At 69.3% G+C, this 20,613-nt stretch carries 21 protein-coding genes; 11 read left to right on the top strand and 10 right to left on the bottom strand.

All coding sequences use genetic code 11. The annotated features are described in order from the left end of the window. Window positions 1-287: 287 nt before the first annotated feature. Together ACZ6B8_RS18055 and ACZ6B8_RS18050 are read right to left on the bottom strand one after the other, a co-directional pair. On the bottom strand, window positions 288-1,613 hold the full coding sequence (locus ACZ6B8_RS18055; protein ID WP_471607808.1) for an SWIM zinc finger family protein: 1,326 nt from the start codon (window positions 1,611-1,613) through the stop codon (window positions 288-290). Continuing rightward, window positions 1,610-4,489: a DEAD/DEAH box helicase gene (locus tag ACZ6B8_RS18050; protein WP_471607807.1), complete on the bottom strand. Its 2,880-nt coding sequence runs from the start codon at window positions 4,487-4,489 to the stop codon at window positions 1,610-1,612. Before ACZ6B8_RS18050 ends, ACZ6B8_RS18055 begins: the two co-directional genes overlap by 4 nt. A 244-nt stretch (window positions 4,490-4,733) precedes the next feature. Between ACZ6B8_RS18050 and ACZ6B8_RS18045 the strand changes: the two genes are divergently transcribed. Further along, complete coding sequence (locus ACZ6B8_RS18045) at window positions 4,734-5,786, top strand: fatty acid desaturase family protein (RefSeq protein ID WP_471607806.1); 1,053 nt, start codon at window positions 4,734-4,736, stop codon at window positions 5,784-5,786. A 163-nt stretch (window positions 5,787-5,949) separates the two neighbouring features. Then, complete coding sequence (locus ACZ6B8_RS18040; protein ID WP_471083040.1) at window positions 5,950-6,132, top strand: hypothetical protein; 183 nt, start codon at window positions 5,950-5,952, stop codon at window positions 6,130-6,132. A 117-nt stretch (window positions 6,133-6,249) separates the two neighbouring features. On the opposite strand, the gene ACZ6B8_RS18035 is transcribed toward ACZ6B8_RS18040, so the two are convergent. Then, entirely contained in the window at window positions 6,250-7,080 is an 831-nt protein-coding gene (locus ACZ6B8_RS18035) for a hypothetical protein (RefSeq protein WP_471607931.1), read from the bottom strand. Between the two features lie 126 nt (window positions 7,081-7,206). Further along, entirely contained in the window at window positions 7,207-7,512 is a 306-nt protein-coding gene (locus ACZ6B8_RS18030; protein WP_471607805.1) for a hypothetical protein, read from the bottom strand. Window positions 7,513-7,611: 99 nt separating this feature from the next. Here ACZ6B8_RS18030 and ACZ6B8_RS18025 point away from each other — a divergent pair, with 99 nt between their 5' ends. Beyond that, a complete protein-coding gene (locus tag ACZ6B8_RS18025) occupies window positions 7,612-8,517 on the top strand; it encodes an oxygenase MpaB family protein (RefSeq protein ID WP_471607930.1) in 906 nt (301 codons plus the stop codon). Here the strand turns inward: ACZ6B8_RS18025 and ACZ6B8_RS18020 are convergent. Next, a complete protein-coding gene (locus ACZ6B8_RS18020) occupies window positions 8,494-9,027 on the bottom strand; it encodes a PadR family transcriptional regulator (RefSeq protein WP_471607804.1) in 534 nt (177 codons plus the stop codon). The genes ACZ6B8_RS18025 and ACZ6B8_RS18020 overlap by 24 nt on opposite strands. Before the next feature lie 144 nt (window positions 9,028-9,171). On the opposite strand from ACZ6B8_RS18020, the gene ACZ6B8_RS18015 reads away from it, so the two are divergent. Then, a complete protein-coding gene (locus ACZ6B8_RS18015) occupies window positions 9,172-9,924 on the top strand; it encodes an alpha/beta fold hydrolase (protein ID WP_471607929.1) in 753 nt (250 codons plus the stop codon). A gap of 55 nt (window positions 9,925-9,979) precedes the next feature. Here the strand turns inward: ACZ6B8_RS18015 and ACZ6B8_RS18010 are convergent, their stop codons facing one another. Next, complete coding sequence (locus ACZ6B8_RS18010) at window positions 9,980-10,588, bottom strand: class I SAM-dependent methyltransferase (RefSeq protein ID WP_471607803.1); 609 nt, start codon at window positions 10,586-10,588, stop codon at window positions 9,980-9,982. A 143-nt stretch (window positions 10,589-10,731) separates the two neighbouring features. Between ACZ6B8_RS18010 and ACZ6B8_RS18005 the strand changes: the two genes are divergently transcribed. The 5 genes from ACZ6B8_RS18005 to ACZ6B8_RS17985 are packed head-to-tail and all read left to right on the top strand — an operon-like array spanning window position 10,732 to window position 15,789. Further along, a complete protein-coding gene (locus ACZ6B8_RS18005) occupies window positions 10,732-11,508 on the top strand; it encodes an MHYT domain-containing protein (protein ID WP_471607802.1) in 777 nt (258 codons plus the stop codon). A 48-nt stretch (window positions 11,509-11,556) separates the two neighbouring features. Beyond that, a complete protein-coding gene (locus ACZ6B8_RS18000; RefSeq protein ID WP_471607801.1) occupies window positions 11,557-14,295 on the top strand; it encodes a sensor histidine kinase in 2,739 nt (912 codons plus the stop codon). Next, window positions 14,292-14,726, top strand: coding sequence for a roadblock/LC7 domain-containing protein (locus ACZ6B8_RS17995; RefSeq protein ID WP_471607800.1), 435 nt, complete (start codon window positions 14,292-14,294; stop codon window positions 14,724-14,726). Before ACZ6B8_RS18000 ends, ACZ6B8_RS17995 begins: the two co-directional genes overlap by 4 nt. 42 nt (window positions 14,727-14,768) lie before the next feature. Beyond that, window positions 14,769-15,203: a DUF742 domain-containing protein gene (locus ACZ6B8_RS17990; protein ID WP_471083056.1), complete on the top strand. Its 435-nt coding sequence runs from the start codon at window positions 14,769-14,771 to the stop codon at window positions 15,201-15,203. After that, window positions 15,184-15,789 carry a GTP-binding protein gene (locus tag ACZ6B8_RS17985; protein ID WP_471083058.1) on the top strand — a complete coding sequence of 202 codons (606 nt, stop codon included), beginning with the start codon at window positions 15,184-15,186 and terminating at the stop codon, window positions 15,787-15,789. Before ACZ6B8_RS17990 ends, ACZ6B8_RS17985 begins: the two co-directional genes overlap by 20 nt. 23 nt (window positions 15,790-15,812) lie before the next feature. On the opposite strand, the gene ACZ6B8_RS17980 is transcribed toward ACZ6B8_RS17985, so the two are convergent. Beyond that, the gene (locus ACZ6B8_RS17980) at window positions 15,813-16,241 is read right to left on the bottom strand and encodes a PPOX class F420-dependent oxidoreductase (RefSeq protein ID WP_471607799.1); all 429 of its coding nucleotides are present in this window, start codon (window positions 16,239-16,241) and stop codon (window positions 15,813-15,815) included. Window positions 16,242-16,332: 91 nt separating this feature from the next. Between ACZ6B8_RS17980 and ACZ6B8_RS17975 the strand changes: the two genes are divergently transcribed. Together ACZ6B8_RS17975 and ACZ6B8_RS17970 are read left to right on the top strand one after the other, a co-directional pair. Beyond that, a complete protein-coding gene (locus ACZ6B8_RS17975) occupies window positions 16,333-16,746 on the top strand; it encodes a roadblock/LC7 domain-containing protein (protein WP_355809535.1) in 414 nt (137 codons plus the stop codon). Between the two features lie 110 nt (window positions 16,747-16,856). Then, on the top strand, window positions 16,857-17,795 hold the full coding sequence (locus ACZ6B8_RS17970; protein ID WP_471607798.1) for a DUF6397 family protein: 939 nt from the start codon (window positions 16,857-16,859) through the stop codon (window positions 17,793-17,795). Window positions 17,796-17,831: 36 nt separating this feature from the next. On the opposite strand, the gene ACZ6B8_RS17965 is transcribed toward ACZ6B8_RS17970, so the two are convergent. From ACZ6B8_RS17965 to ACZ6B8_RS17955, 3 genes are all read right to left on the bottom strand, one after another. Then, on the bottom strand, window positions 17,832-18,341 hold the full coding sequence (locus ACZ6B8_RS17965; protein ID WP_471083066.1) for a tetratricopeptide repeat protein: 510 nt from the start codon (window positions 18,339-18,341) through the stop codon (window positions 17,832-17,834). A gap of 129 nt (window positions 18,342-18,470) precedes the next feature. Further along, window positions 18,471-19,655, bottom strand: coding sequence for a winged helix DNA-binding domain-containing protein (locus ACZ6B8_RS17960; protein ID WP_471607928.1), 1,185 nt, complete (start codon window positions 19,653-19,655; stop codon window positions 18,471-18,473). Between the two features lie 37 nt (window positions 19,656-19,692). After that, window positions 19,693-20,595, bottom strand: coding sequence for an acyl-CoA thioesterase (locus tag ACZ6B8_RS17955; RefSeq protein WP_471607797.1), 903 nt, complete (start codon window positions 20,593-20,595; stop codon window positions 19,693-19,695). Window positions 20,596-20,613: the final 18 nt, after the last annotated feature.

The following is a 20,613-nucleotide window of genomic DNA, read 5'->3' as shown; positions in this document are numbered from 1 at the left end:
CCCGGAACAAACCCCCTTCAGATAGGTCGCGCTGACGGAACTGACGTGCCCGATCCCGCTCCGAGGGCCTTGGCCGGCCCTTGCGGTCAGTCAGACCTCCCTGATCCGACGGGGTCCACGCTCGCCGATGCCATGGCCGCGCTCAATCGCTGGCCAGGGGGAGTGCGCGCGCCGGTGTTCCCGGCGCGCGGGTCTCCACCGCCATCGCGCCGGTGGGCGCCGCGTGTGTTTCGGCCATGTGCCATCATTCGCGGCTCACTCCGTCAGCGGTCCGCGCAGGGGCGTCGCTACTCGGTTCCGGAGGCCACCACGAGCGCCGTCGCAGGGTCGGCCGCCGCGGACGCGACGGGGACCCACCGGCCGTGTTCCCTGCGGTACGGCCACCAGCGGCCGTCCCGTCCGTGGCGCAGTTGCAGGTCGGCGCCGGCCACGGTCCAGCGGTTTCCCGCCTCAAGCAGATGAGGCCGTTCGTCGTCGTCCCAGGCGGAGTCCAGAGCGGCACGCGCGCGTGCCAGTGCCTCGCCCTGCGGCAGCCACTCCGCCTCGAGTATGTCGAGGGCCGCACGGCCCCCGTAGTTCCACGCCCGCACGGCGAGAGCGAGGCCGTCCTGCCCCCGCTCCGATACCGCCGCGAGCCGCGCCTCGACCGTGGCGACGGGCTGTGCAGCGGCCAGACGCACGGCATCCTCGCTCTCGTTCAACTCGCCCTCTACCGGAAGGTTTGCGTGACCGGGGGCGAGCGCGTCCGCCAGCATCCTGTGGGCCTCGGCGGCCGCTCGCGCGGCCAGGAACTCGATCGCTGTCACGTCGAGACCGGACGCGGGCTCGGTCTCCGTATCCAGCGTCGGGGGCGTACCCGGCTCCGTGGGTACCTGAGGCAGCGCCGGAAGCGGCGGGAGGATGCCGCCGCCCGCATAGGCCTCTGCGGCGCTGACACCCTCTGGAGCAGCCTCCTGGACCTCTTCCTGCGGTTCCTGCGACCCAGCCGCCGTGCCGATGCTTCGCACCTGCAGTTCGTCGAGGAGTGCCCGCTCCCCGCGACCCCGCATCAGCAGCAGGACGAAAGGGTCCTCGTCCAGGAGGCGAGCCACCTGGTAACAGAGCGCGGTCGTGTGCCGGCAGTGATCCCACGCGTCGCAGTCACACTCGGGCTCCAGGTCGCCGATACCCGGCAGGAGTTCGATGCCCGCCGCCGCGGAGTCCTCCACTAGATGCGGCGGCATCTCGCGGTCGAGGAGCGCCGCGATGTGCCCGGAGCGTTCGACCGCCATGCCCAGGAAGCGGTCCCACGCCTCCGGGCCCAACTCCTGCAGCAGGACATCGGAACGGTGTGGTGTGCCGTCGCGATCCTTGACGACCGCAGTGATCCGGCCCGGCCGCACCGAGACCGCCCCGACGGCGCCCGCACGCGCGAGACCGCGGCCTACCTTGAGCTGCTGGAGGTCGAGCGCCGTGTCCTCCAGCGCCTTCATCCAGGCCTGGCCCCACCACGTCTGCGCGAACGCCCGGCCGTGCACGGGCGGCAGCGGCGCGAACGTACGCTCTGCAGGCTGCGTCCCCGCGCGCGTGCCGTCGGTCTCGACACCGAACGACTCGTCGTGGATGTCCCTCATCGCGTGCCCCCTCGCAGCTCCACCAGATTCGACAACTCGGCGTCGGTCAACTCGGTCAGAGCGGACTCGCCGGAACCGAGGACGGCGTCCGCCAACTCCCGTTTGCGCACCAGCATGTCGGCGATGCGGTCCTCGATCGTGCCTTCCGCGATCAGTCGGTGCACCTGTACCGGCTGTGTCTGGCCGATGCGGTACGCCCGGTCGGTGGCCTGCGCCTCGACGGCGGGGTTCCACCAGCGGTCGTAGTGCACGACGTGCTCGGCCCGGGTGAGGTTCAAGCCCGTTCCGGCGGCCTTCAGACTCAGCAGGAAGACCGGTACGTCACCGTCCTGGAAGCGCTGCACCATGGCCTCTCGCGCCGTGACGGGCGTCCCACCGTGCAGGAACTGTGAGGCGACGCCGCGGGCTGCCAGATGCTGCTCGATCAGCCGCGCCATCTGCACGTACTGGGTGAAGACGAGCACACTCGCGCCCTCGGCGAGGATCGTGTCCAGCAGTTCGTCCAGGAGTTCCAGTTTTCCTGAGCGCCCAGGAATGCGGGGCTCGGCCTCCTTGAGGTACTGCGCGGGATGATTGCAGATCTGCTTGAGGCCGGTGAGGAGTTTGACGATCAACCCCCTGCGGGCGATGCCGTCGGCGCCGGAGATGTCCGCGAGCGTCTCCCGAACCACGGCTTCGTAGAGGCCGGCTTGCTCCGCGCTGAGCGAGACCGCGCGGTCGGTCTCCGTCTTCGGCGGCAGCTCGGGTGCGATCCCCGGATCGGACTTGCGGCGGCGCAGCAGGAACGGACGCACCAGCTGGCCGAGCCGTTCGGCGGCGCCCGGATCCGTGTCACCCTCCACCGCCTGGGCGTAGCGCGTACGGAAGGTGCTGAGTCTGCCCAGCAGGCCGGGCGTGGTCCAGTCGAGGATGGCCCACAGCTCGGAGAGGTTGTTCTCCACAGGGGTGCCGGTCAGCGCCACGCGCGCGCGTGCGGGGATGCTCCTCAGCTGCTTCGCGGTGGCCGAGTACGGGTTCTTCACGTGCTGGGCCTCGTCGGCGACGACCATGCCCCACGAGGCCTGCCCGAGCTTCTCCGCGTCGAGTCGCATCGTGCCGTACGTCGTCAGTACGAACTCGCCCTCCTCCAGGCCGTCGAGGCTGCGCCGCGCGCCGTGGAAGCGACGGACGGGGGTGCCGGGAGCGAACCTCTCGATCTCGCGCTGCCAGTTGCCCATGAGCGACGTCGGGCAGACCACCAGCGTCGGCCCCGCTGTCTCCGGCTGTGTCCGACGATGCAGATGCAGCGCGATCAGCGTGATCGTCTTGCCGAGACCCATGTCGTCGGCGAGGCAGGCGCCGAGGCCGAGCGAGGTCATGCGTGCCAGCCAGTTCAGCCCGCGCAGCTGGTAGTCGCGCAAGGTGGCGGCGAGTGCGTGGGGTTGGCCGACGGCCTCCATGCCTTCGGGGTCGGCGAGGCGCTCACGGAGTGCGGCGAGCCAGCCTGTCGGCTGCACGTCGACGTGTTCTCCCCCGACCTCGGCGGTGCCGGTCAGTGCGGCGCTGAGCGCGTCGATCGGGGTGACCTTGTGGTCGTGCCGGTTACGGGCACGGCGGGCCTCATCAGGGTCGATGAGGACCCACTGATCGCGCAGGCGCACCACGGGGCGGTTGGCCTCGGCCAGCCGGTCCAGTTCCGCGCGGGTGAGCTGCTGGTCTCCCACCGCGAAACGCCAATTGAAGGCGAGGAGCGCCTCGGCAGACAGGAAGGACGGCGTGTCCGAGGTGAGTTTGCCGGGCCCTTTGTGGTGACCGTCGCCGTCTTCGTCGGGAGGGCCGACGACCGCGCGAGCGGTGAGGCTACGGGCCAACTCCTTGGGCCAGTGCACGTCGACGCCCGCGACGGCCAACACGCGGGCACCTTCGCCCAGGAGGGAGCTGATGTCCTCATCGGCCAACTCGACGGCATCAGGAACCGAGGCGGAGAGCAACGGGGCAAGTGGCGGCCACGCGCGCGTGGCACGCCGGAGCGCGAGCAGGGCGTCCATCCGCGCGCGTGGTCCGAACGCCGGTTCCGAGAGCGTGGTTTCGGCCCACACCTCCGCCGCGTCCGCGACGAGGGAGGGATCGCTGACACTGTGCACCTGTAGGACCGCGCGGAAGGGCAACCGGGTGCCGTCCTCCACGACTGAGGCGAGTCCGGGGATCTCCACCCGCAGCGAGATCCGGACGCCGGCGTCATGCCCGGCCGCCACGTCCAGGGCCCAGGCACGCTGTTCGGGAACGTGTTGGGGCTCCGGCGCGGCGAAGACCGGCCCGCCCGCTGCCAGAGGCGCCGCGGGGGAGCGGGGGAGCGTGTCGGCCACGGCGTCGAGGAACTGGCGCAGCAGACGCTCCGGCTCGGGCAGTCGCAGCGGGGCGTCGTGGTCCAACGGCATGGCATGGGCGGCAGGCGGCATCGCCGCGGCCAGATCGCGCAACCGCTGCACGTCCTCGGCGCCCAGTGGTCCGGCACGCCACGCGTCGTGGTCGTCGGCGGTCAGCCCCGGCAGCAGCAGTCCGCGTGCAGCCAACTGCAGTGCCAGCACGCCTGCCGTGCCCCAGAAGGCGCCGGTCGGATGCGTCTCGGTGGCGGCACGCGCGCGCGTGAGCACGGGCAGCGCGGCACGTACAGGAAGCAGTACGGCGGGGATGCCGGCCAGCTCGATGCCGTCGCCATCCGGCACCGCCAGGGCCAGCTCTTCGCACGTACCGGAGGCGACGGCCGGGGGCTGGGTGCCATCGGCACACCAGAACGCCACGCGGCCGTCGCGCGGAGGGTCGCACGGCACGAAGAGCACGGAACAGCGGGACAGTTCGGAGATCTCGGAGGGGGACACGACAGGGGGCCTGTGCACAGCGATGACGCATTCCTCAAATTTGACTACTGAGACCGGAGCGGCCGAGAGTACAACACCCCGTGGCCGCGTGGGAGGAAGGGGTGAGTGATTCAAGTCACTTCGTCCCGGAGGGTGTAGTCAGCCCCCCTGCCGAGCGGTGCTGCCCCCCGCCCCCACACGGGTGGTGCCGCCATGGCTGCCCTGGGTCACCGATCCGTACGTTTTATGAGGTCAAGCCACTCACGAGCACCGGAGACCCGCCATGCCCCAGGCTGCCGCAGTCGCGGAACGCTTCCCAGATGCCCCCGGGAGACCGACTACCGGAAGTGATTTCGCGCCCCTCCTGCGCACGGTCAAGGAGCAGGGTCTCCTGAAGCGACGCATCGATTGGTACGCGCGTACCATAGCGGTCAATGCCCTCGCGCTGGTGGCCGTCGGAACCGGAATGTGCCTCCTCGGGACCTCGTGGTGGGTGCTGCTGCTCGCCCCCGTGCTGTCCGTCCTGTGCGCCCGCACGGCGTTCATCGGACACGACGCGGGCCACTCGCAGATATCCGGGAACCGGTCCGTCAGCCGGGCCATCGGCCTGATCCACGGCAACCTCCTGCTCGGAATGAGCTCGGCCTGGTGGAACGACAAGCACAACCGGCACCACGCCAACCCCAACCACATCGAGAAAGACCCTGATGTCGCCGCAGACGTCCTCGTGTGGACCAGCAAACAGGCCAAGGTGCGCGTGGGCTTCCGGCGTTGGCTCACCCGCAACCAGGCCTGGCTGTTCTTCCCGCTGACACTTCTCCAGGGCATCGCGATGAAGGTCTACGGTTTCCAGGACCTGCGCCGACAGGGCCCGCGCGAGCGCGTGCTGGAAGGGCTTCTGCTCGTCGCTCACCTCGCCGGATACGTCTCGCTGCTCCTCCTTGCCATGCCCATCGGCCATGCCATCGCCTTCGCCGCGATCCACCAGTCCCTCTTCGGGCTGCATCTCGGACTGGCTTTCGCGCCCAACCACAAGGGCATGGAGATGCCCGGCCCGAACGGCGAACGATGGGGACACCTGCGACGCCAGGTGCTCACCTCACGCAACATCCGTGGCGGTCCGGCAACCGACTGGTTCCTCGGTGGCCTCAACTACCAGATCGAGCACCACCTGTTCCCCAGCATGCCGCGCCCGCACCTCCGTCTCGCGCAGCCTCTCGTACGGGCCCACTGCGCCGAGATAGGCATGTCCTACACCGAGGCAGGGTTCGTCGACTCCTATCGCCAGGTGCTGCAGCACATGTACGAAGTCGGTGAGCCGCTCCGGGTCGAGTAGGGCCGGCCGGAGCTCGTGATCGGCGGGGCGGGCCCGGACCAGTGATCCGGCCCCGTAGGGGTAGCGACTCAGGGCTTTGTCAGGGTTGGGTCCAGGAACCGTGAGGCGCCGGATTCCGTTCCCAGGACAGAGAGCGGCAGAAGCCGTGAAGGAGGCGACGGACATGTCGAAAAGCGCGAAGATCGCTGCGGGAGGGGTGGCGGTCGGCATCATCCTGCTGATCTGGCTGCCCTGGTGGGTTGCACTTCTGATCGTGCTCGGAGTGCCTGCGGCGGCATATCTGGCCCTCGACCCCAGTCAGCGACGCAGGCTGCGCCGGACCTCTCGCAGGGAGATAGGCCGCTGAGGCGTGCCGTAGGGGTGAGGACGCGCTGCAGAAGAGATGCTGCGATCCACAGCAGGCTCTCGTGTCGCCCTGGCCCGAGACGCGGCCGATGGGCGTGTGGTTGATCAACGGCGACATTCAGGAGGGGCGGACCGCCATCTTGTCCAGAGCTTCCAGTAGAGCGGGAAGCTCCCGCCCACGACCCACCGGAAGTACCTCTCCCGGTTCCTCGTCCAGTAGGACGAACGCGATGTCATCGGTCCTGGCCACCATGGACCAGCCTGGACCGTCGGCTCGCAGGGTGCGAGCGTCACCCGAGGCGAAGGACGACCGCACCCGGCCCATCGGCGGGGGAGTGTCCACGTACGCGCGGGCCTCCGCCAGGACCCGTCGTACACCGCCCAGGGGCTTTTCCTCTGGGCGCTCCGAGGAGTCGCCCGCGGGGTCGTCCGTCGCGAAATCTGTGTCGTCGATCTGGGCACGCCAGGCTGCCCACTGCAGTGCTATCTCGTCGGCTCCGAGCCGTCGCTGAGCGGGGCCCCAAGTGTCCGATGCCGGCGGCGCGAGCGGAAGCCGGACACGCTCCTCCGCATCGGGCTCCGGCTCGGGGTCGTGCGGGGCCGGCACCCCGGGGGCTGCCACAGCGACGGCAAGCGGCCAGCCCGGTAGCGCGGTGACCACCGTGCGCTCGTCGGGGGACAGGTCGTACTCCATGCCGCAATCCCAGGAAGCGATCGCCACGGCCACGAGGGACACGTCGTCCACCACTACCGTCCAACGCGCGCCGTCCCCATCCTGGCCGAGCACCAGCCCGTACCCCGCGGCGAGCGGCGCGAGGCCGAGCGCCGCGCACGCCTCCGGATAGTCGTCGCCCAACACGCTGGGGAACTTCGCGGGTGTCAACAGCACCGCAGTCAGCACGTACAGCGCGTCGTCATCGGCGGCGACAGCGTCGTCCGTCCCGGCCATGCCAGCCTCCCCATCGTTCATCTGTCGGCGCACCCTAACCATTGGCCACAGAGATCGTCGAGGGTGGATGACCAGGAAATTCGTCGGCGGACCGCCTTGTCCGACGTACCGATGCGCATCGTGGCCTCAAGCGGCGGGCAGGCCCAGCAGCGAACGGGCCACCTCGCGCGGCGACTCGTCGCGTTCGCGTGCGAGAGCAATCACAGCCCGACACGCGAGCTCACTGACACCGAACGACAACGCCTCCGGTGAGACCCAGTCGCTGGCTCGGTCCATCTCGTCCTGATCGTCCTCGGCGCACGCCGACACATAGACGGCGGCCGCTTCGAAGAGGTTGTGCGTTCGTTTCGGGCCGCCCTGACTTTGCGCACACTCGGCCTCACGCCGCGCCGACCTGTCGGCGCGCCTGAACTTGCGGAGTACATCAAACATGCGGTCCACCTTCCCCCGGTACGGATGTCACCGTAGACCGCTCAACTGTCGTCTCCCAAAGTAGAGTTAGAGGCTCCACTGCAGAAGGGAGAGTGCGTGGTGCAGCGTTTCGCGCGGCTCGAGCAGATCCGGCGTCTCGATCCGGAGCAGGACTTCCTCGCGATCTACCGGCTCACCACGACATTCGAATTTCCGTGGGACTATGCGCGGGCGCTCGAACTCGCGCTCTACCGCACCTACGCGATTCCCAGCATCGGCCGACTGCTCAAGCGGACCGCCGAACTGACGGATCGTACGCAGAAGAGATACGACGACACCGCGCTCCTCCTGGACGCCATAGTGGAGCACGGCTTCACCGGCGAACGCGGCCGCACGGCCATCCGCCGGATCAATCAGATGCACCGCAGCTACGACATCAGCAACGACGACATGCGGTACGTGCTGTGCACGTTCGTGGTGGTGCCGAAACGGTGGATCGATGCGTACGGCTGGCGCAGGCTCTCCCGTCACGAGGCGGCCGCCGCCGCTGCGTACTACCGCACGCTCGGACGGCACATGGGCATTAAGGGCATCCCGCACTCCTACGAGGAGTTCGAGAAGTACCTCGACGACTACGAAGACGTCAACTTCGCCTGGGACCAAGGGGCACGCGAGGTGTCCGACGCGACGCTGAACCTGATGGCGTCGTGGTATCCGCGCCCTGTGGCACCCGTACTGCGCAACGCAACCCTCGCACTGCTCGACGACCCGCTCCTGCGGGCGTTCCGGTACGAACGGCCGGGCGCGGCAACGCGTGCTCTGGTGAGGGGTTCGGTGCGCCTGCGAGGCCGCGCGGTGCGCCTGATGCCGCCGCGCCGTGTGCCGCACTACGCCCGACAGAACCGGGAGATCAAGGGCTACCTCCACGGATACGAGGTCGCCGAGCTCGGTACGTTCCCGGTCCCGAAGGTTCGTGGATGTCCGGTCCCGCATCAGGGTGAGTCAACCGCCGCTTCCCTCGAGTGACGCCAGGGTGTCGCGCAGCCAGGTGAGTTCGGCCCGGCTCGTGGCGCGGGCGATCGTGAGGATGCCGCGCCGGAACGGGTCGTCGAGCTCCTCGGCCGGCAGAGGGCGCTCGCCGTCGTAGAAGAAGCTGGCAGGCTCCTCCAGGAAGGCGAGCCGGCGCCGCAGCACTGCCGCCTGAGCACCCTGGTCGTCCAAGTGGCGGAGGAATGCCAGGAGCGTGAACCAGCGATTCTCGTCGGAGATGTCGCCGCGCGCCGGCTCCGTGAGCCGCCTGCGCAGTTCCCGCTCGCCATCGCAGGTCAGGCTCAATACGTGGCGTGGCGCTGCCACGGCGCCGGGCTGCGTCTCGCGGACGAGCAGCCCGGCCTTCTCCAGCCGCTTGATGGCGGGGTACAGCGTGCTCTCGGCGACCGGTCGTACATGCCCGGTGAGTGCGGTGATCCGCTTGCGCAACTCGTAGCCGTGCAGGGCGGTGTCGTAGAGAAATCCGAGGATGGCCAGTTCGAGCATGCCTGCATTCTGTCGTACCCATCCGTGCCAGGTGTACCTCCCTTCCGTGATACATCGATTCCGATGTATTGTCCGCATGTCGGCAACGCGAGCATGTGGGCAGGCGAGGCCCGGCAGGACGACGAGGGGAGCGGGGACATGACGATGCACGGGGTGCGGTTCGATGCGCAGGGGAGTCGCGTGCGGTGGACCGAGGTGGAGGGCGCCGGGCCTGCGCGGGTGTACGTCCACGGCCTCGGCGCGCATTCCACGGCCTATCACGCGCACATCGCCGCACGGCCCGAACTGGCGGGACGGCGCTCGCTGTTCGTGGATCTTCCCGGGCACGGTCTCAGCGACCGTCCGACGGACTTCGGCTACACCCTGGAGGACAATGCGGGAGCGCTGGCTGTCGTCCTTGATCAGGCTCGGCTGACCGGAGTGGAGGTCGTGGCTCACAGCATGGGCGGGTCCATGGCCATCGTGCTCGCGCACCGTCGCCCCGACCTGGTGTCGCGGTTGGTCCTGACGGAGGCCAACCTCGACCCACACCCTCCTGCGACAGCGGGCAGCAGCGGCATCGCCACCTATACCGAGGAGGAGTTCGTCCGGGGTGACGGCTTCGCACGCATGTTGGAGCAGGCCGGCACCGAATGGGGTGCCACCATGCGCCTCACGGACCCGGTGGCGCTCCATCGCAGCGCCACCGGTCTCGTCGCGGGCACGCGTCCCACCATGCGTCGGATGCTGGAGGAGCTCACCGTTGAGCGCGTCTACGTACAGGGCGAACTGAGCGGGCCGCTCGCCGGGGAGAGCGAGCTGATGGCATCCGGCGTGCGGGTGGTGACCGTGCCGGACGCGGGGCACAACGTCATGTTCGACGACGCGGAAGCGTTCGCCGCTGTTGTCGCCGGGTAGCCCTGCCCATCGGCCGCCGAGCGCCCTGACCACCAATGTCCGGAGCCGGGCCGGCTCAGTCTTCGCGGATGGCGATGGCCAGAAAGCGGGCGTCCTCGTCGACGTAGGACGTCATGCGCCAGCCGGAACCGGCCAGCAGCGGGCCGAGGTTGGCCTCCGCCCGGAGGTCGTCGGATGTGATCTGGCGTCCTTGCCGTGCCGCGAGTGCCGCCCTGCCGATGGGGTGGAAGAGAGCGAGCAGCCCTCCCGGGCGTACCACCCGCCTCAACTCCCTGAGGTCGTCCTGCGGGTCGGACAGGTGGCTGATCAGCCCGGCGCCGAAAACCGCGTCGAGCGTCTCGGCGCGCAGGGGAAGGCGTGCCACGTCGGCGAGCAGTAGGTGCCCGTCGTGGTGCCTGCCCGCGCGCGTAGCGGCCTCCAGCATGGCCGGCGTCAGATCGGCGCCGAGGACCACGCCGGAGGGCCCTACGGCCCCTCTGAGCGCCGGCAGTGCCCGCCCCGTCCCGCACCCGGCGTCGAGCACGGAGGAACCCGGGCGGAGCGCAAGCTCGGCGACGGCGGCCCGGTAGGCGGGCCCGTCGTTGGGAAAGCGGGTGTCCCAGTCGGCCGCGCGGGCGGTGAAGAACTCTTGCACCTTCGTGTGGTCGTGGCTCATGCGAGCCATGATCCCGCACGGAGTCGCACGTGCGTTGGGTGCACTCGTTCGAGCGTGACGCGGTCGTTCAGAGCCGTCTCTCTGTCATATTTCATCAGCTTTCGAAATGCGCCCCCGTCACGCGCCCTGTGTCGGACTAGCGTCCCGGGGCCATGGGACACCTGGACCACGCCACCTTCGGATGGCTGACCCCCGTGCTGTCGTACGCGATGGCTTGCATCGGCGCGGCCCTCGGGCTGCGCTGCACCGTTCGTGCGCTGGGCGCCTCGGGCCGCTCGCGCAGGAACTGGCTCATCACCGGCGCCTCCGCCATCGGAACGGGCATCTGGACGATGCACTTCGTCGCCATGCTCGGCTTCGGAGTCACCGGCACGGAGATCCACTACAACGTGCCCCTGACCATCCTGAGTCTGGTGGTGGCCATGGCGGTCGTGGGTACCGGCGTCTTCGCCGTCGGATACGGACAAGACCGCGGACGCGCCCTGGCTCTCGGAGGCCTCACCACAGGGCTGGGCGTGGCGAGCATGCACTACCTGGGTATGGCCGCGCTGCGACTACATGGCGATGTGCGATACAACCCGGTGCTCGTCGGGCTCTCCGTAGTCATCGCTGTCATTGCCGCGACCGCAGCTCTGTGGGCAGGTCTCAACATCCGCTCGCCGCTCGCCGTGGCCGGGGCTTCGCTGGTCATGGGCGGGGCGGTGAGCAGCATGCATTACACCGGCATGCTCGCGGTGAGCGTACGGGTGATCCCCTCCGAAGCCGCACTGCCCGGGGCCACGACGATGCAGTTCATCTTCCCCCTCGCCGTCGGCCTCGGGTCCTACCTCTTCCTGACCTCTGCGTTCGTCGCACTGTCCCCGACGTCGGGCGAACGCGATGCCTCCGTGTCGGCCCAGCGGCCGGTCGAGGACGCCGCCACCCCGTGATCAGGGCCGCAGGGCGACACACACCGCACCCACCCCGGCGAGGAGGCCATGGACATGCCCCGAAGCACCTCCGAATCGTTCCCAGGTACACCCCCGGAGCCTCCGGAGCGCTCGGTGCGCGGTCGAAGGGCCCATGCAGGTGCACCCGCCGAGGAACACACGGATGGAGAAGGCACGTTCCGCGCTCCTCCGGCCGACAGGCCCCCCACGCGCGCGGGATGGTGGCGTGTCCGCCCACGTACCGTGCGCGCGAAGATCGTGTGCCTGCTCATGGTGCCCGTGGTGTCGCTGCTCGCCCTGTGGGGATACGCGACCGTCAGCACGGCGCAGGACGTGGCGCACCTACGGCAGGCGCAGCAGGCCGACACCAACGTGCGCACGCCCGTCGAAGCGGCCGTCGGCGCCCTCCAAGCCGAACGGGTCGTCGCAGTGGGCTACGCGGCGGAGCCCAGCGCCGAGCGGCGTGGCGCGCTGCAGACACAAGCCAGGCGCACCGACCGTGCGGTGGCCGAGTTGCGTCTGGGCGGCCATCGGACGGTCGCCGACGGCGCGGGACTGCCCCAAGGCGTCGCGGCCCGGCTGAGGGCCTTCGTCTCCGGTGCCGCGAGCCTGCGCTCCTTGCGCACACACGTGCTGGACCGACGCACGGGATGGGACGCGGCGTACGGCCAGTACACGAGGACGATCTCTCAGGCGTTCGCGGTGAGCGGTGCGCTCACCGGCATGCAGGACACCGCGTGGGGATCCCACGCGCGCGTGCTCCTCGAATTCTCCAGAGCAGCGGAGATGCTGGCTCGAGAGGACGCCGTGCTCGGCGCGGCCCGGCTGGAAGGAACACTGCAAGGAGAGCGGCTCAGGCTGTTCACCGGGGCCGTCGACACCCGCCGGACACTGACCGAAACGGCGGTCCCGGATCTGCGTGGACCCGAGCAGTCCGCATGGCACGCCCTCGAGAGCGGTCGAGCCTACGAAGTCGTGCGCACCACCGAGGACAAGGTGTTGCTGGCCGAGCCCGGCCGCAAGGCACTCGCCGCGGCGCCCTCGGGCACCTGGAACAAGGCGTACAAGGACGTGAGGGGCGAGCTCCAGGCGATCAAGGAAGCTGCCGACCGGGGCGCCGCCGACCGGGCCGATCCGCTCACCCGCGGGGTGCTCACGTCGGCGGGAGCCGCCGTCCTCCTCGGGCTGGTCGCCGTCGCCGCCTCACTGATCATCTCTGTCCGCATCGGCCGAGGGCTCGTGATCGAGCTCGTCAGCCTGCGCAACGGGGCCCTGGAGATCGCCCGTCGCAAGCTCCCGCACGCCATGCGGCGGCTGCGAGCCGGCGAGGAAATCGACATCCGCGCGGAGGCACCCCCTGGGCCACCTGCGGAGGACGAGACAGGGCAGGTCTCCGAAGCGCTCGTCACGGTCCACCGGGCGGCGCTGCGTGCGGCGATCGACCGCGCGGAACTCGCCAGCGGCATCTCCGGTGTATTCGTCAATCTGGCTCGCAGGACCCAGGTGCTGGTCCACCGACAGCTCAGCCTTCTCGACAGCATGGAACGGCGGGCAGAGGACCCGAACGAGCTCAGTGACCTCTTCCGGCTCGACCATCTGACGACCCGGATGAGGCGCCATGCAGAGAGCTTGATCATCCTCTCCGGTGCTGCCCCCGGGCGGGCCTGGCGTCAGCCCGTATCCCTCACGAACGTGGTGCGCGCCGCGGTGTCCGAAGTGGAGGACTACGCGCGCGTGGAGGTACGGCAACTCCCCGCGGCATCGGTCATCGGAACAGCCGTGGCCGACCTCACCCACCTCTTGGCCGAACTGGTGGAGAACGCCGCGCAGTTCTCTCCGCCGCACACCAAGGTGCGGGTCAGCGGTGAACCGGTGGGCAACGGTTACGCGCTGGAAATCGAGGACCGTGGGCTTGGCATGGGCAAGGAAACACTCGCCGAGGCCAACCGCCGCGTCGAGCAGTCCGAGGCGCTCGATCTGTTCGACAGCGACCAGCTCGGTCTCTTCGTGGTCAGCAGGCTCGCGGCCCACCACAGCATCAAAGTGCACCTGCGCACGTCCCCCTACGGAGGGACCACGGCAGTCGTACTGCTGCCCACCGCGCTCCTGCACAGCGGCCCCACGGACGGCGCGGACACACAGGGGACAGAGCCACCCCCTGGGGAACGCCGGAAAGCGTGGGACGAGGAGCACGCACCCGTGCAGGACGCGTCGCACCATCGTGCACACGCCAACTCGGTACCGGCCCCTGAACCGCGCCGCGCGCTGACGGCATCGACCGGTACGTCCTCGCAGCCGGGCGTGACCCTGCGCCTGCACCAGGGCCTGAATACACACCCCGCCACCGTGACAGGGCCACACGACTCCGGCCCTCGCCCCCTCTACGACACCAGCGCCCCGGACCCTGGCGGCCACGACGCCCGTCCCCGTGCCACCGACGCACTCGATGTCGCGGGCGCCGACGCGCAGACGGCCACGGACGCAAAGGGAGCCTCGCCCGCCCCCGACGCCCCGGTCGACCAGGATCCGTCGGCCGAACTGCCACGCCGCGTCCGCCAGGCGAGCCTCGCCCCGCAACTGCGCGAACACCGCCCTGTGGAGCAGACGGGAGCAGCAGGATCGAGGCAACAGGACGAACGCAGACCGGAGCAGGTGCGCGACCGCATGACCGCCTACCGCGAAGGCTGGGCACGCGGGGGCGGTCCGCTCCCCGGCGCCAGAACCGCGCCCCCGGCAGGCCCGAGGCCCACACCGGGCAGAGACAGCAGCGAAGGAGACCCCGCATGATCCGCGACCAGAGCATTCCCGCCGGCAGGACCGGAGAACTCGACTGGCTGCTGGACGACTTGGTGCTACGCGTCGGTGAGGTGCGGCACACGGTGGTGCTGTCCAACGACGGACTGCCGGTCGGAGCCTCCACCGGACTCGGCCGTGAGGACGCCGAACACCTCGCCGCGGTGGCCTCGGGCTTTCACAGCCTCGCCAAAGGGGCAGGGCGGCACTTCAGAGCCGGCGGCGTGCGCCAGACCATGGTCGAAATGGACGACGCCTTCCTCTTCGTGGCTGCCGCCGGCGATGGCTCCTGCCTCGCGGTTCTGACGTCCGTGACGGCCGACATCGGCCTGGTGGCGTACGAGATGGCGCGCATGGTCAAGCGCGTGGGGGAGCACCTCGACACCCCCGCGCGCTTCGCGGAAAACCCACCGGCCGCCGGATGATCGCGGACAGCCAGAACCCATGACCGAGGACGGTCGAAGCGCATGACCGACGACTTGAGCAGCTTCCCGGACGTACCGGGAAGTCTCCCCGGACCGCCGGGCAGCCAGTGGTACGACAATGAAGCCGGGCCGCTCGTCCGGCCCTACGCGATGACGGGCGGCCGCACCAGGCCGGGACCCCGCGGTGTCCCCTTCGACCTGATCGCCTTGGTGACACTGGACACCAACGCCCCGGAACCCGGTGACCGCTCCGCGCTCGGCCCGGAACACCGGGTGCTGATCGAACTGTGCCGCACGGAGACGCAGACCGTCGCCGAGCTCGCCGCCGGAGCCGATCTCCCCGTGGGCGTGGTGAGGGTGCTCCTCGGTGACCTGCTGGAGATGGGCGGCGTCAAGATCAGTCGGCCGGTGCCGCCCGCTCGGCTTCCCGACGAAAAAATTCTTCGAGAGGTGATCGATGGGCTCCGAGCGCTCTGACGCCATGGCGGCCGAGACCGCCGCCATGGCGCTGAAGATTTTGGTCGCGGGCGGCTTCGGGGTGGGCAAGACCACCCTGGTGGGGGCGGTCAGCGAGATTCGTCCGCTGCGCACCGAGGAACTGCTGAGCGAGGCGGGCCAGTGGGTGGACGACACCGAAGGCGTCGACCGGAAGACCACGACGACCGTGGCCATGGACTTCGGCCGCATCACCATCAGGTCCGGGCTGTCGCTGTACCTGTTCGGTACCCCGGGACAGGACCGGTTCTGGTTTCTGTGGGACGAGTTGTCACAGGGCGCTCTCGGCGCCGTGGTGCTCGCGGACACCCGGCGCCTAGAGGACTGCTTTCCTGCCGTGGACTACTTCGAACACCGTCGTATCCCGTTCGTCGTGGCCGTCAACTGCTTCGCCAACACCCGTACATACGGCGCCAGCGACGTGTCTCGAGCCTTGGACCTGGACCGCGGAACGCCGGTGGTGCTGTGCGATGCCCGGGACCGCGATTCGGGCAAGGAGGTGCTGATTCGGCTCGTCGAGTACGCCGGACGGGTCCATACCGCCCGCATGCTCGACTCCGTTGGCTGATTCCGGCGAGTTCGGGCGTGGTGTCAGTCGGCGATACCGGTGTACGCCGACACCTTCTCGATCCGCATGCGGACCAACAGTTCCCCGGGGACGCCGTTGCGCTTCCCGAACTCCTCCGCCCGGCTCTCACCCATGTAGCGAGCACCGATGCGGGCCGCCCAGTGCTGGAGGTCGTCGCGGTCCTCGCTCACTGCGACGCGGCCCTGCAGGACGACGTAGGCGAACGGCGGTTGATCGTCGTCGACGCACAGAGCCGCGCGCCCGTCCCGTGTGAGGTTGCGGCCCTTGACGGTATTCCCTCCCGTGTTGAACACGACATCGTCTCCATCGACCAGAAACCAGATCGGCGCGACGTGCGGGCTGCCGTCCGCCCTGACGGTCGAGAGCTTGGCTGTGCGTGTGCCGTGCGAGACGAAGGCCCGCCATTCGTCCTCGGTCATCTTCTGTGCCATGTCCCCATCATGCTTGCCGGGGACCCGGTCGTGGGGAAGGCTGGCAGGTCAGATCCTCCAGCCAGGGGGAGCGAACACGGGGAGACGAGAGATGGGGCAGGGAACGGGGCTCGGCTGGCTCTTGGACGACCTGACGCAACGGATGGAACACGTACGCCACGCGCTGGTGCTGTCCAACGACGGACTGGTCACCGCCGCCAGCACGGATCTGCAAAGGGAGGACGCGGAACATCTCGCCGCGGTCGCATCGGGGCTGCACAGCCTGGCCAAGGGCTCGGGCCGACACTTCCACGCCGGCAACGTGCGTCAGACGATGATCGAGTTCGATGACGCGGTCCTCTTCGTCACGGCCGCCGGGGACGGGAGTTGCCTGTGCGTCCTGAGCTCGGCGGAGGCCGACATCGGCCAGGTCGCCTACGAGATGACGTTGCTCGTCAACCGGGTCGGTGAACACCTGGGCGTGGGCGCCCGGCAACCGGAACGCACGCCCACGGTTGACCTCTGACCTGCGCTGACGCTGTCCCATCAAGAGTTATCCACAGGCTCAGCGAGGATAGCGGTGATCGGGCTACGGTTTTTCCCGAGAGCAATCACATCTCACGGGGGAGAACCACCATGACCGGTGGCACCATCACGCGATCCATCCGCACGACGGCCCTTCCGCCGACGGTCACGCCAAGCCGTGCCGCAAGGGAACTGGAGTTGAAGCGGGGCGAGTTCGAACTCGCGGTGATGCTGGGGCGAGTCCGCACCATCGGGGAATTGTCGAGTGGTCAGCGGCGCGTCGCACGCGAGGAGATCGAGCGCGTCCGCGGGGCAGAGGGGTTTCCTGAGTCCCTCAGGGAGAGCGTCAGGGCCGTGGGGACCACGGAGGGCGCGGCTCTCATGAACATCGCCCCGGCCCGCCTCACTCGCCTTGCCCGCCTGGGCATCGTGACGCCCGTGAAGGTCTACCTGAATCGGTACCGCGCGGTCGTCTGGCTCTATCTCGCCGAAGAGCTGCGGCACTTCGCCGAGTCCGAGGTCAACCGCACCCTGCTCAAGGGCCGCCTGCCGGAGTCCATGCGCCGTCGGCTGGACGAGGGCCAGGACCTCCGGGCCCGCAACTGGCGGGGACGGTATGCGGGGTTCCTGCTGCGCCAGGCCGACGATGCCTGGGAGCGCGCCGCCGCCATGACGTCCCTCCTCGACCCGGTACAGATCGCGGAGATCGTCAAGGACCCGTACGAACGTGCCTACCTCAACCGGCTCAAGCCCACGCCCCGTACGTACGGATCTCCTGACTCACCTGGTTCACGGCTTCTGCAGAAGATCATGACTGCGGACGACCCCGACGAGATCCGATGGCTGCGTTCCAGCCTGCTGATCGGCCTCGTCCAGGCCCGGGCCCAGCGCCCGGCACCGAGGCCCGGGCAGGAATGTGCCGTACCCGAGCCAACCCTGCCCGCGGCGAAGAGCGATCCGGTGGGAGAGGGCGGTCCGGCCCCCACGAACAGCGCGCCTCCGCAGGAGCCGGGAGGCTTGATGAGGTGGCTGCGTCGTAGAAGGGCCTGAGGCGCAGAGACCGTTTCGCGCGGTAGCGCCCCGTCCTCACACCGTTGCGTCCAGGTCTTTGGCGTACTCCTCGATGGCGGGGCGGTAGCCAGTGATCTCCGGGTCGTTGCTCGTGGCGGCAAGCAGCATCAGCAGCATCTCCATTGCGTCATGCGTCCGGCCGGTGTTGTACAAGGCCATGGCCAGGAACGTCTTGAGCGCGCCGTCCTCGGGGAACTCGGCTGTCGCACCCCCCAGTGTGGCGACGGCTTCCTCGTATCGTCCCAAGATCCGGTACGTGCTGCCGAGACCCAGTAGAGCTCCTCTGCGATCGGTGGCCGACAGACCGGGTTGGTTGAGGGCGCGCTCGTAGTGCGGCACCGCCTCGGCTTCGAGGCCGAGCGTGTCGTGAACCCACGCCGTCTGGTAGGCCACCTCTGCATCGTGGGGGAGCGCCGCGGAGAGCGCGACGAGGCGCTCCCTGGCCTCCTCGCTTCGGCCCGTCTCGCGCAGGCGCACCGCTTCCGTCAACAGACGATCTCTGTCCCCGTCAGGATTCGTGCTCACTTTCTCATCCCCTTCGCAGCCCACTCGTCGCACCGCCAGTCAGGTCCGACCACGTCGTCGATCACTCACTATGCCGACCGGAGAGTATGCATGCTCATGGGTTGTCAGACCCGGCGCGTTCCATGGCCGTCAGCCGGTGGCCAGTTCGTCCTCGAGCCATGTGCGCCCACGGGTGCGTGGCGTGAGCCGCACGCCGGCCAGGCGCGAGGTGAGCCGCTCGGCCTCAGTCCGCACCGCATCCCTCGCGTCGGCGCCGACGTCCTCCAGGAACCTGCACACGACATCGCCGTTGCCGTCCTGTGCCCAGCCGCCGACGATGCGGCCGTTCCACCACAGGGAGGGGCCGATATTGCCGTTCCGGTCGAAGAGACGCGGGCCGTGTTCCCCGAGGAACCAGCCGCGGTGCCGCCAGCCCATCGGGGTGGAGTCGAGTGCGGGCAGCAGGGCGGCCCACGGCTCCGGAGGGGGAGTCTCCTCGGTATCGTCCGGGAGCAGCAGTCCGGCTGTTCCCGCCAAGTCGACGTCAATGGGACGCAGTTCGGTCAGGGGCCGCCTGGTCTGGGTCTTGGTCCACCCGGCCCACCAGCACAGGTCGTCCGCGGTAGCCGGACCGAACGCCCGCAGCCAGCGCCGAGCGATCTCAGTTTCGGCCCTCTGTGTGTCCCAGTCGGCGAGACCGGCGGGCAACCAGTCCGTCAGAGGTGCCCATCGGTATTGATGGGAGGTCCACGTGCCGCGTGGCCTGCCGCGAACCACGTGCCCCTCGGCCGCGAGCAACAGAAGGAGTCGACTGGCCAGCTTCTGCCGCCCCTCGTAACTCTTGCCGCGAGCCATGACGAGTTCCGTGCTCAATCGGGGGTCGTCGGCGGCGAGTTCGGCCGCCGTCGCCTCACCTCGTTCCTCAAGGGCTCGCAGGGCCGCTCCTTCGGCCTCCGCCAGCCATGCCTTTACGCCCGCCTCGTCGTCGGCGACCCCGGATTCGGTGAGCATGCGCAGGACGAGACGGCGCTCCCGCGCGGCGACCGCTCGCGAACAGGCGGCCTGCAGCACCGGAGCCACGTCCAGAGAGGTGACGAAAACGGTGCGCCGCATCCCCATCAGACGGATCAGCGACCGGTCCTCGTACAGGGCGCGCTGCACGTCCGCCACGTCGCCGTCCCGCATGCGGGCCCAGGCGCCCACGTACACGGACGACGGATCGGTGCCGTGCAGGGCCAGCAGGGAACGCGCCACTTCGACGGGGTCGTCCGACCTGGTGCTCGTCGTCAGCCGGTGCCGCAGCGCCAGCCGTGCCCGCCGTTCCGCCACATCGATGTATCGCACCGCGCCTCCTGCCCGAAGCTCTCGCGGATCACGCGCCTGCCGTCGGACTGTCCATGTGGCGTTCGCCGTACGGACGGAACAGCCCTTCCTGCACGACCGACACCAACAGGCGGCCTTCGGTGTCGTAGATCCGGCCTCGAGCGAGACCGCGGCCCCCCGTGATGATGGGGGACTCCTGGTCGTAGAGGAACCACTCGTCGGCACGGAAGGGGCGGTGGAACCACATGGCGTGGTCGAGCGAGGCCATGTCGAACCCGCGCGGCCCCCAGAGCGGCTCCACCGGGATGCGGACGGCGTCGAGGAGCGTCATGTCGCTCGCGTACGTGAGCGCGCAGGTGTGCACGAGGGGGTCGTCACCCAGCGGGCCGACGGCGCGCATCCACACAGCGCTGCGGGGTTCGGCGTCCTTGATCTCCTCGGCGGTCCAGCGCAGCCGGTCGACGTAGCGGATGTCGAAGGGCTGGCGCCGGGCCATGCGTTCCAACTGCTCGGGAAGGGCCCCGAGGTGCTCCCTGATCTCTTCCGCGACCGTCGGCAGCGACTCCGGATCTGGAGCCGTCAGCCGCGGCGGCAGCTGGTGTTCGAAGGCGCCCTGTTCGGGCTGATGGAAGGAGGCGGTGAGAGTGAAGATGGTGCGGCCCTGCTGGACGGCCGTGACGCGGCGCGTGGTGAAGGAGCGCCCGTCCCGGACCCGCTCGACCTGGTACACGATGGGCACGCCGGGACGGCCCGGACGCAGGAAGTACGCGTGGAGCGAGTGCACCGGCCGGTCGCCCTCGGTGGTGCGACCGGCTGCCACCAGGGCCTGCCCGGCGACCTGGCCGCCGAAGACACGCTGCAGGGACTCGTTCGGACTGCGTCCCCGGAAGATGTTGACCTCGATCTGCTCCAGGTCCAGCAGGTCGACCAGCCGGTCGGCGGGGTTGTTCATGACCGTTCTTCGACTCCT

It is taken from the genome of Streptomyces sp. NPDC041122 (assembly GCF_055592445.1).
This window is presented reverse-complemented; position numbering and strand designations above follow the sequence as displayed.

What these genes read in the sequence shown, in the direction of transcription:
- ACZ6B8_RS18055 (WP_471607808.1), bottom strand. Translation starts at nt 1,613, where the DNA reads ATGAGGGACATCCACGACGAGTCGTTCGGTGTCGAGACCGACGGCACG.
- ACZ6B8_RS18045 (WP_471607806.1), top strand. Translation starts at nt 4,734, where the DNA reads ATGCCCCAGGCTGCCGCAGTCGCGGAACGCTTCCCAGATGCCCCCGGG.
- ACZ6B8_RS18040 (WP_471083040.1), top strand. Translation starts at nt 5,950, where the DNA reads ATGTCGAAAAGCGCGAAGATCGCTGCGGGAGGGGTGGCGGTCGGCATC.
- ACZ6B8_RS18035 (WP_471607931.1), bottom strand. Translation starts at nt 7,080, where the DNA reads ATGGCCGGGACGGACGACGCTGTCGCCGCCGATGACGACGCGCTGTAC.
- ACZ6B8_RS18030 (WP_471607805.1), bottom strand. Translation starts at nt 7,512, where the DNA reads ATGTTTGATGTACTCCGCAAGTTCAGGCGCGCCGACAGGTCGGCGCGG.
- ACZ6B8_RS18020 (WP_471607804.1), bottom strand. Translation starts at nt 9,027, where the DNA reads ATGCTCGAACTGGCCATCCTCGGATTTCTCTACGACACCGCCCTGCAC.
- ACZ6B8_RS18015 (WP_471607929.1), top strand. Translation starts at nt 9,172, where the DNA reads ATGCACGGGGTGCGGTTCGATGCGCAGGGGAGTCGCGTGCGGTGGACC.
- ACZ6B8_RS18010 (WP_471607803.1), bottom strand. Translation starts at nt 10,588, where the DNA reads ATGGCTCGCATGAGCCACGACCACACGAAGGTGCAAGAGTTCTTCACC.
- ACZ6B8_RS18005 (WP_471607802.1), top strand. Translation starts at nt 10,732, where the DNA reads ATGGGACACCTGGACCACGCCACCTTCGGATGGCTGACCCCCGTGCTG.
- ACZ6B8_RS18000 (WP_471607801.1), top strand. Translation starts at nt 11,557, where the DNA reads ATGGACATGCCCCGAAGCACCTCCGAATCGTTCCCAGGTACACCCCCG.
- ACZ6B8_RS17995 (WP_471607800.1), top strand. Translation starts at nt 14,292, where the DNA reads ATGATCCGCGACCAGAGCATTCCCGCCGGCAGGACCGGAGAACTCGAC.
- ACZ6B8_RS17990 (WP_471083056.1), top strand. Translation starts at nt 14,769, where the DNA reads ATGACCGACGACTTGAGCAGCTTCCCGGACGTACCGGGAAGTCTCCCC.
- ACZ6B8_RS17985 (WP_471083058.1), top strand. Translation starts at nt 15,184, where the DNA reads ATGGGCTCCGAGCGCTCTGACGCCATGGCGGCCGAGACCGCCGCCATG.
- ACZ6B8_RS17980 (WP_471607799.1), bottom strand. Translation starts at nt 16,241, where the DNA reads ATGGCACAGAAGATGACCGAGGACGAATGGCGGGCCTTCGTCTCGCAC.
- ACZ6B8_RS17975 (WP_355809535.1), top strand. Translation starts at nt 16,333, where the DNA reads ATGGGGCAGGGAACGGGGCTCGGCTGGCTCTTGGACGACCTGACGCAA.
- ACZ6B8_RS17970 (WP_471607798.1), top strand. Translation starts at nt 16,857, where the DNA reads ATGACCGGTGGCACCATCACGCGATCCATCCGCACGACGGCCCTTCCG.
- ACZ6B8_RS17955 (WP_471607797.1), bottom strand. Translation starts at nt 20,595, where the DNA reads ATGAACAACCCCGCCGACCGGCTGGTCGACCTGCTGGACCTGGAGCAG.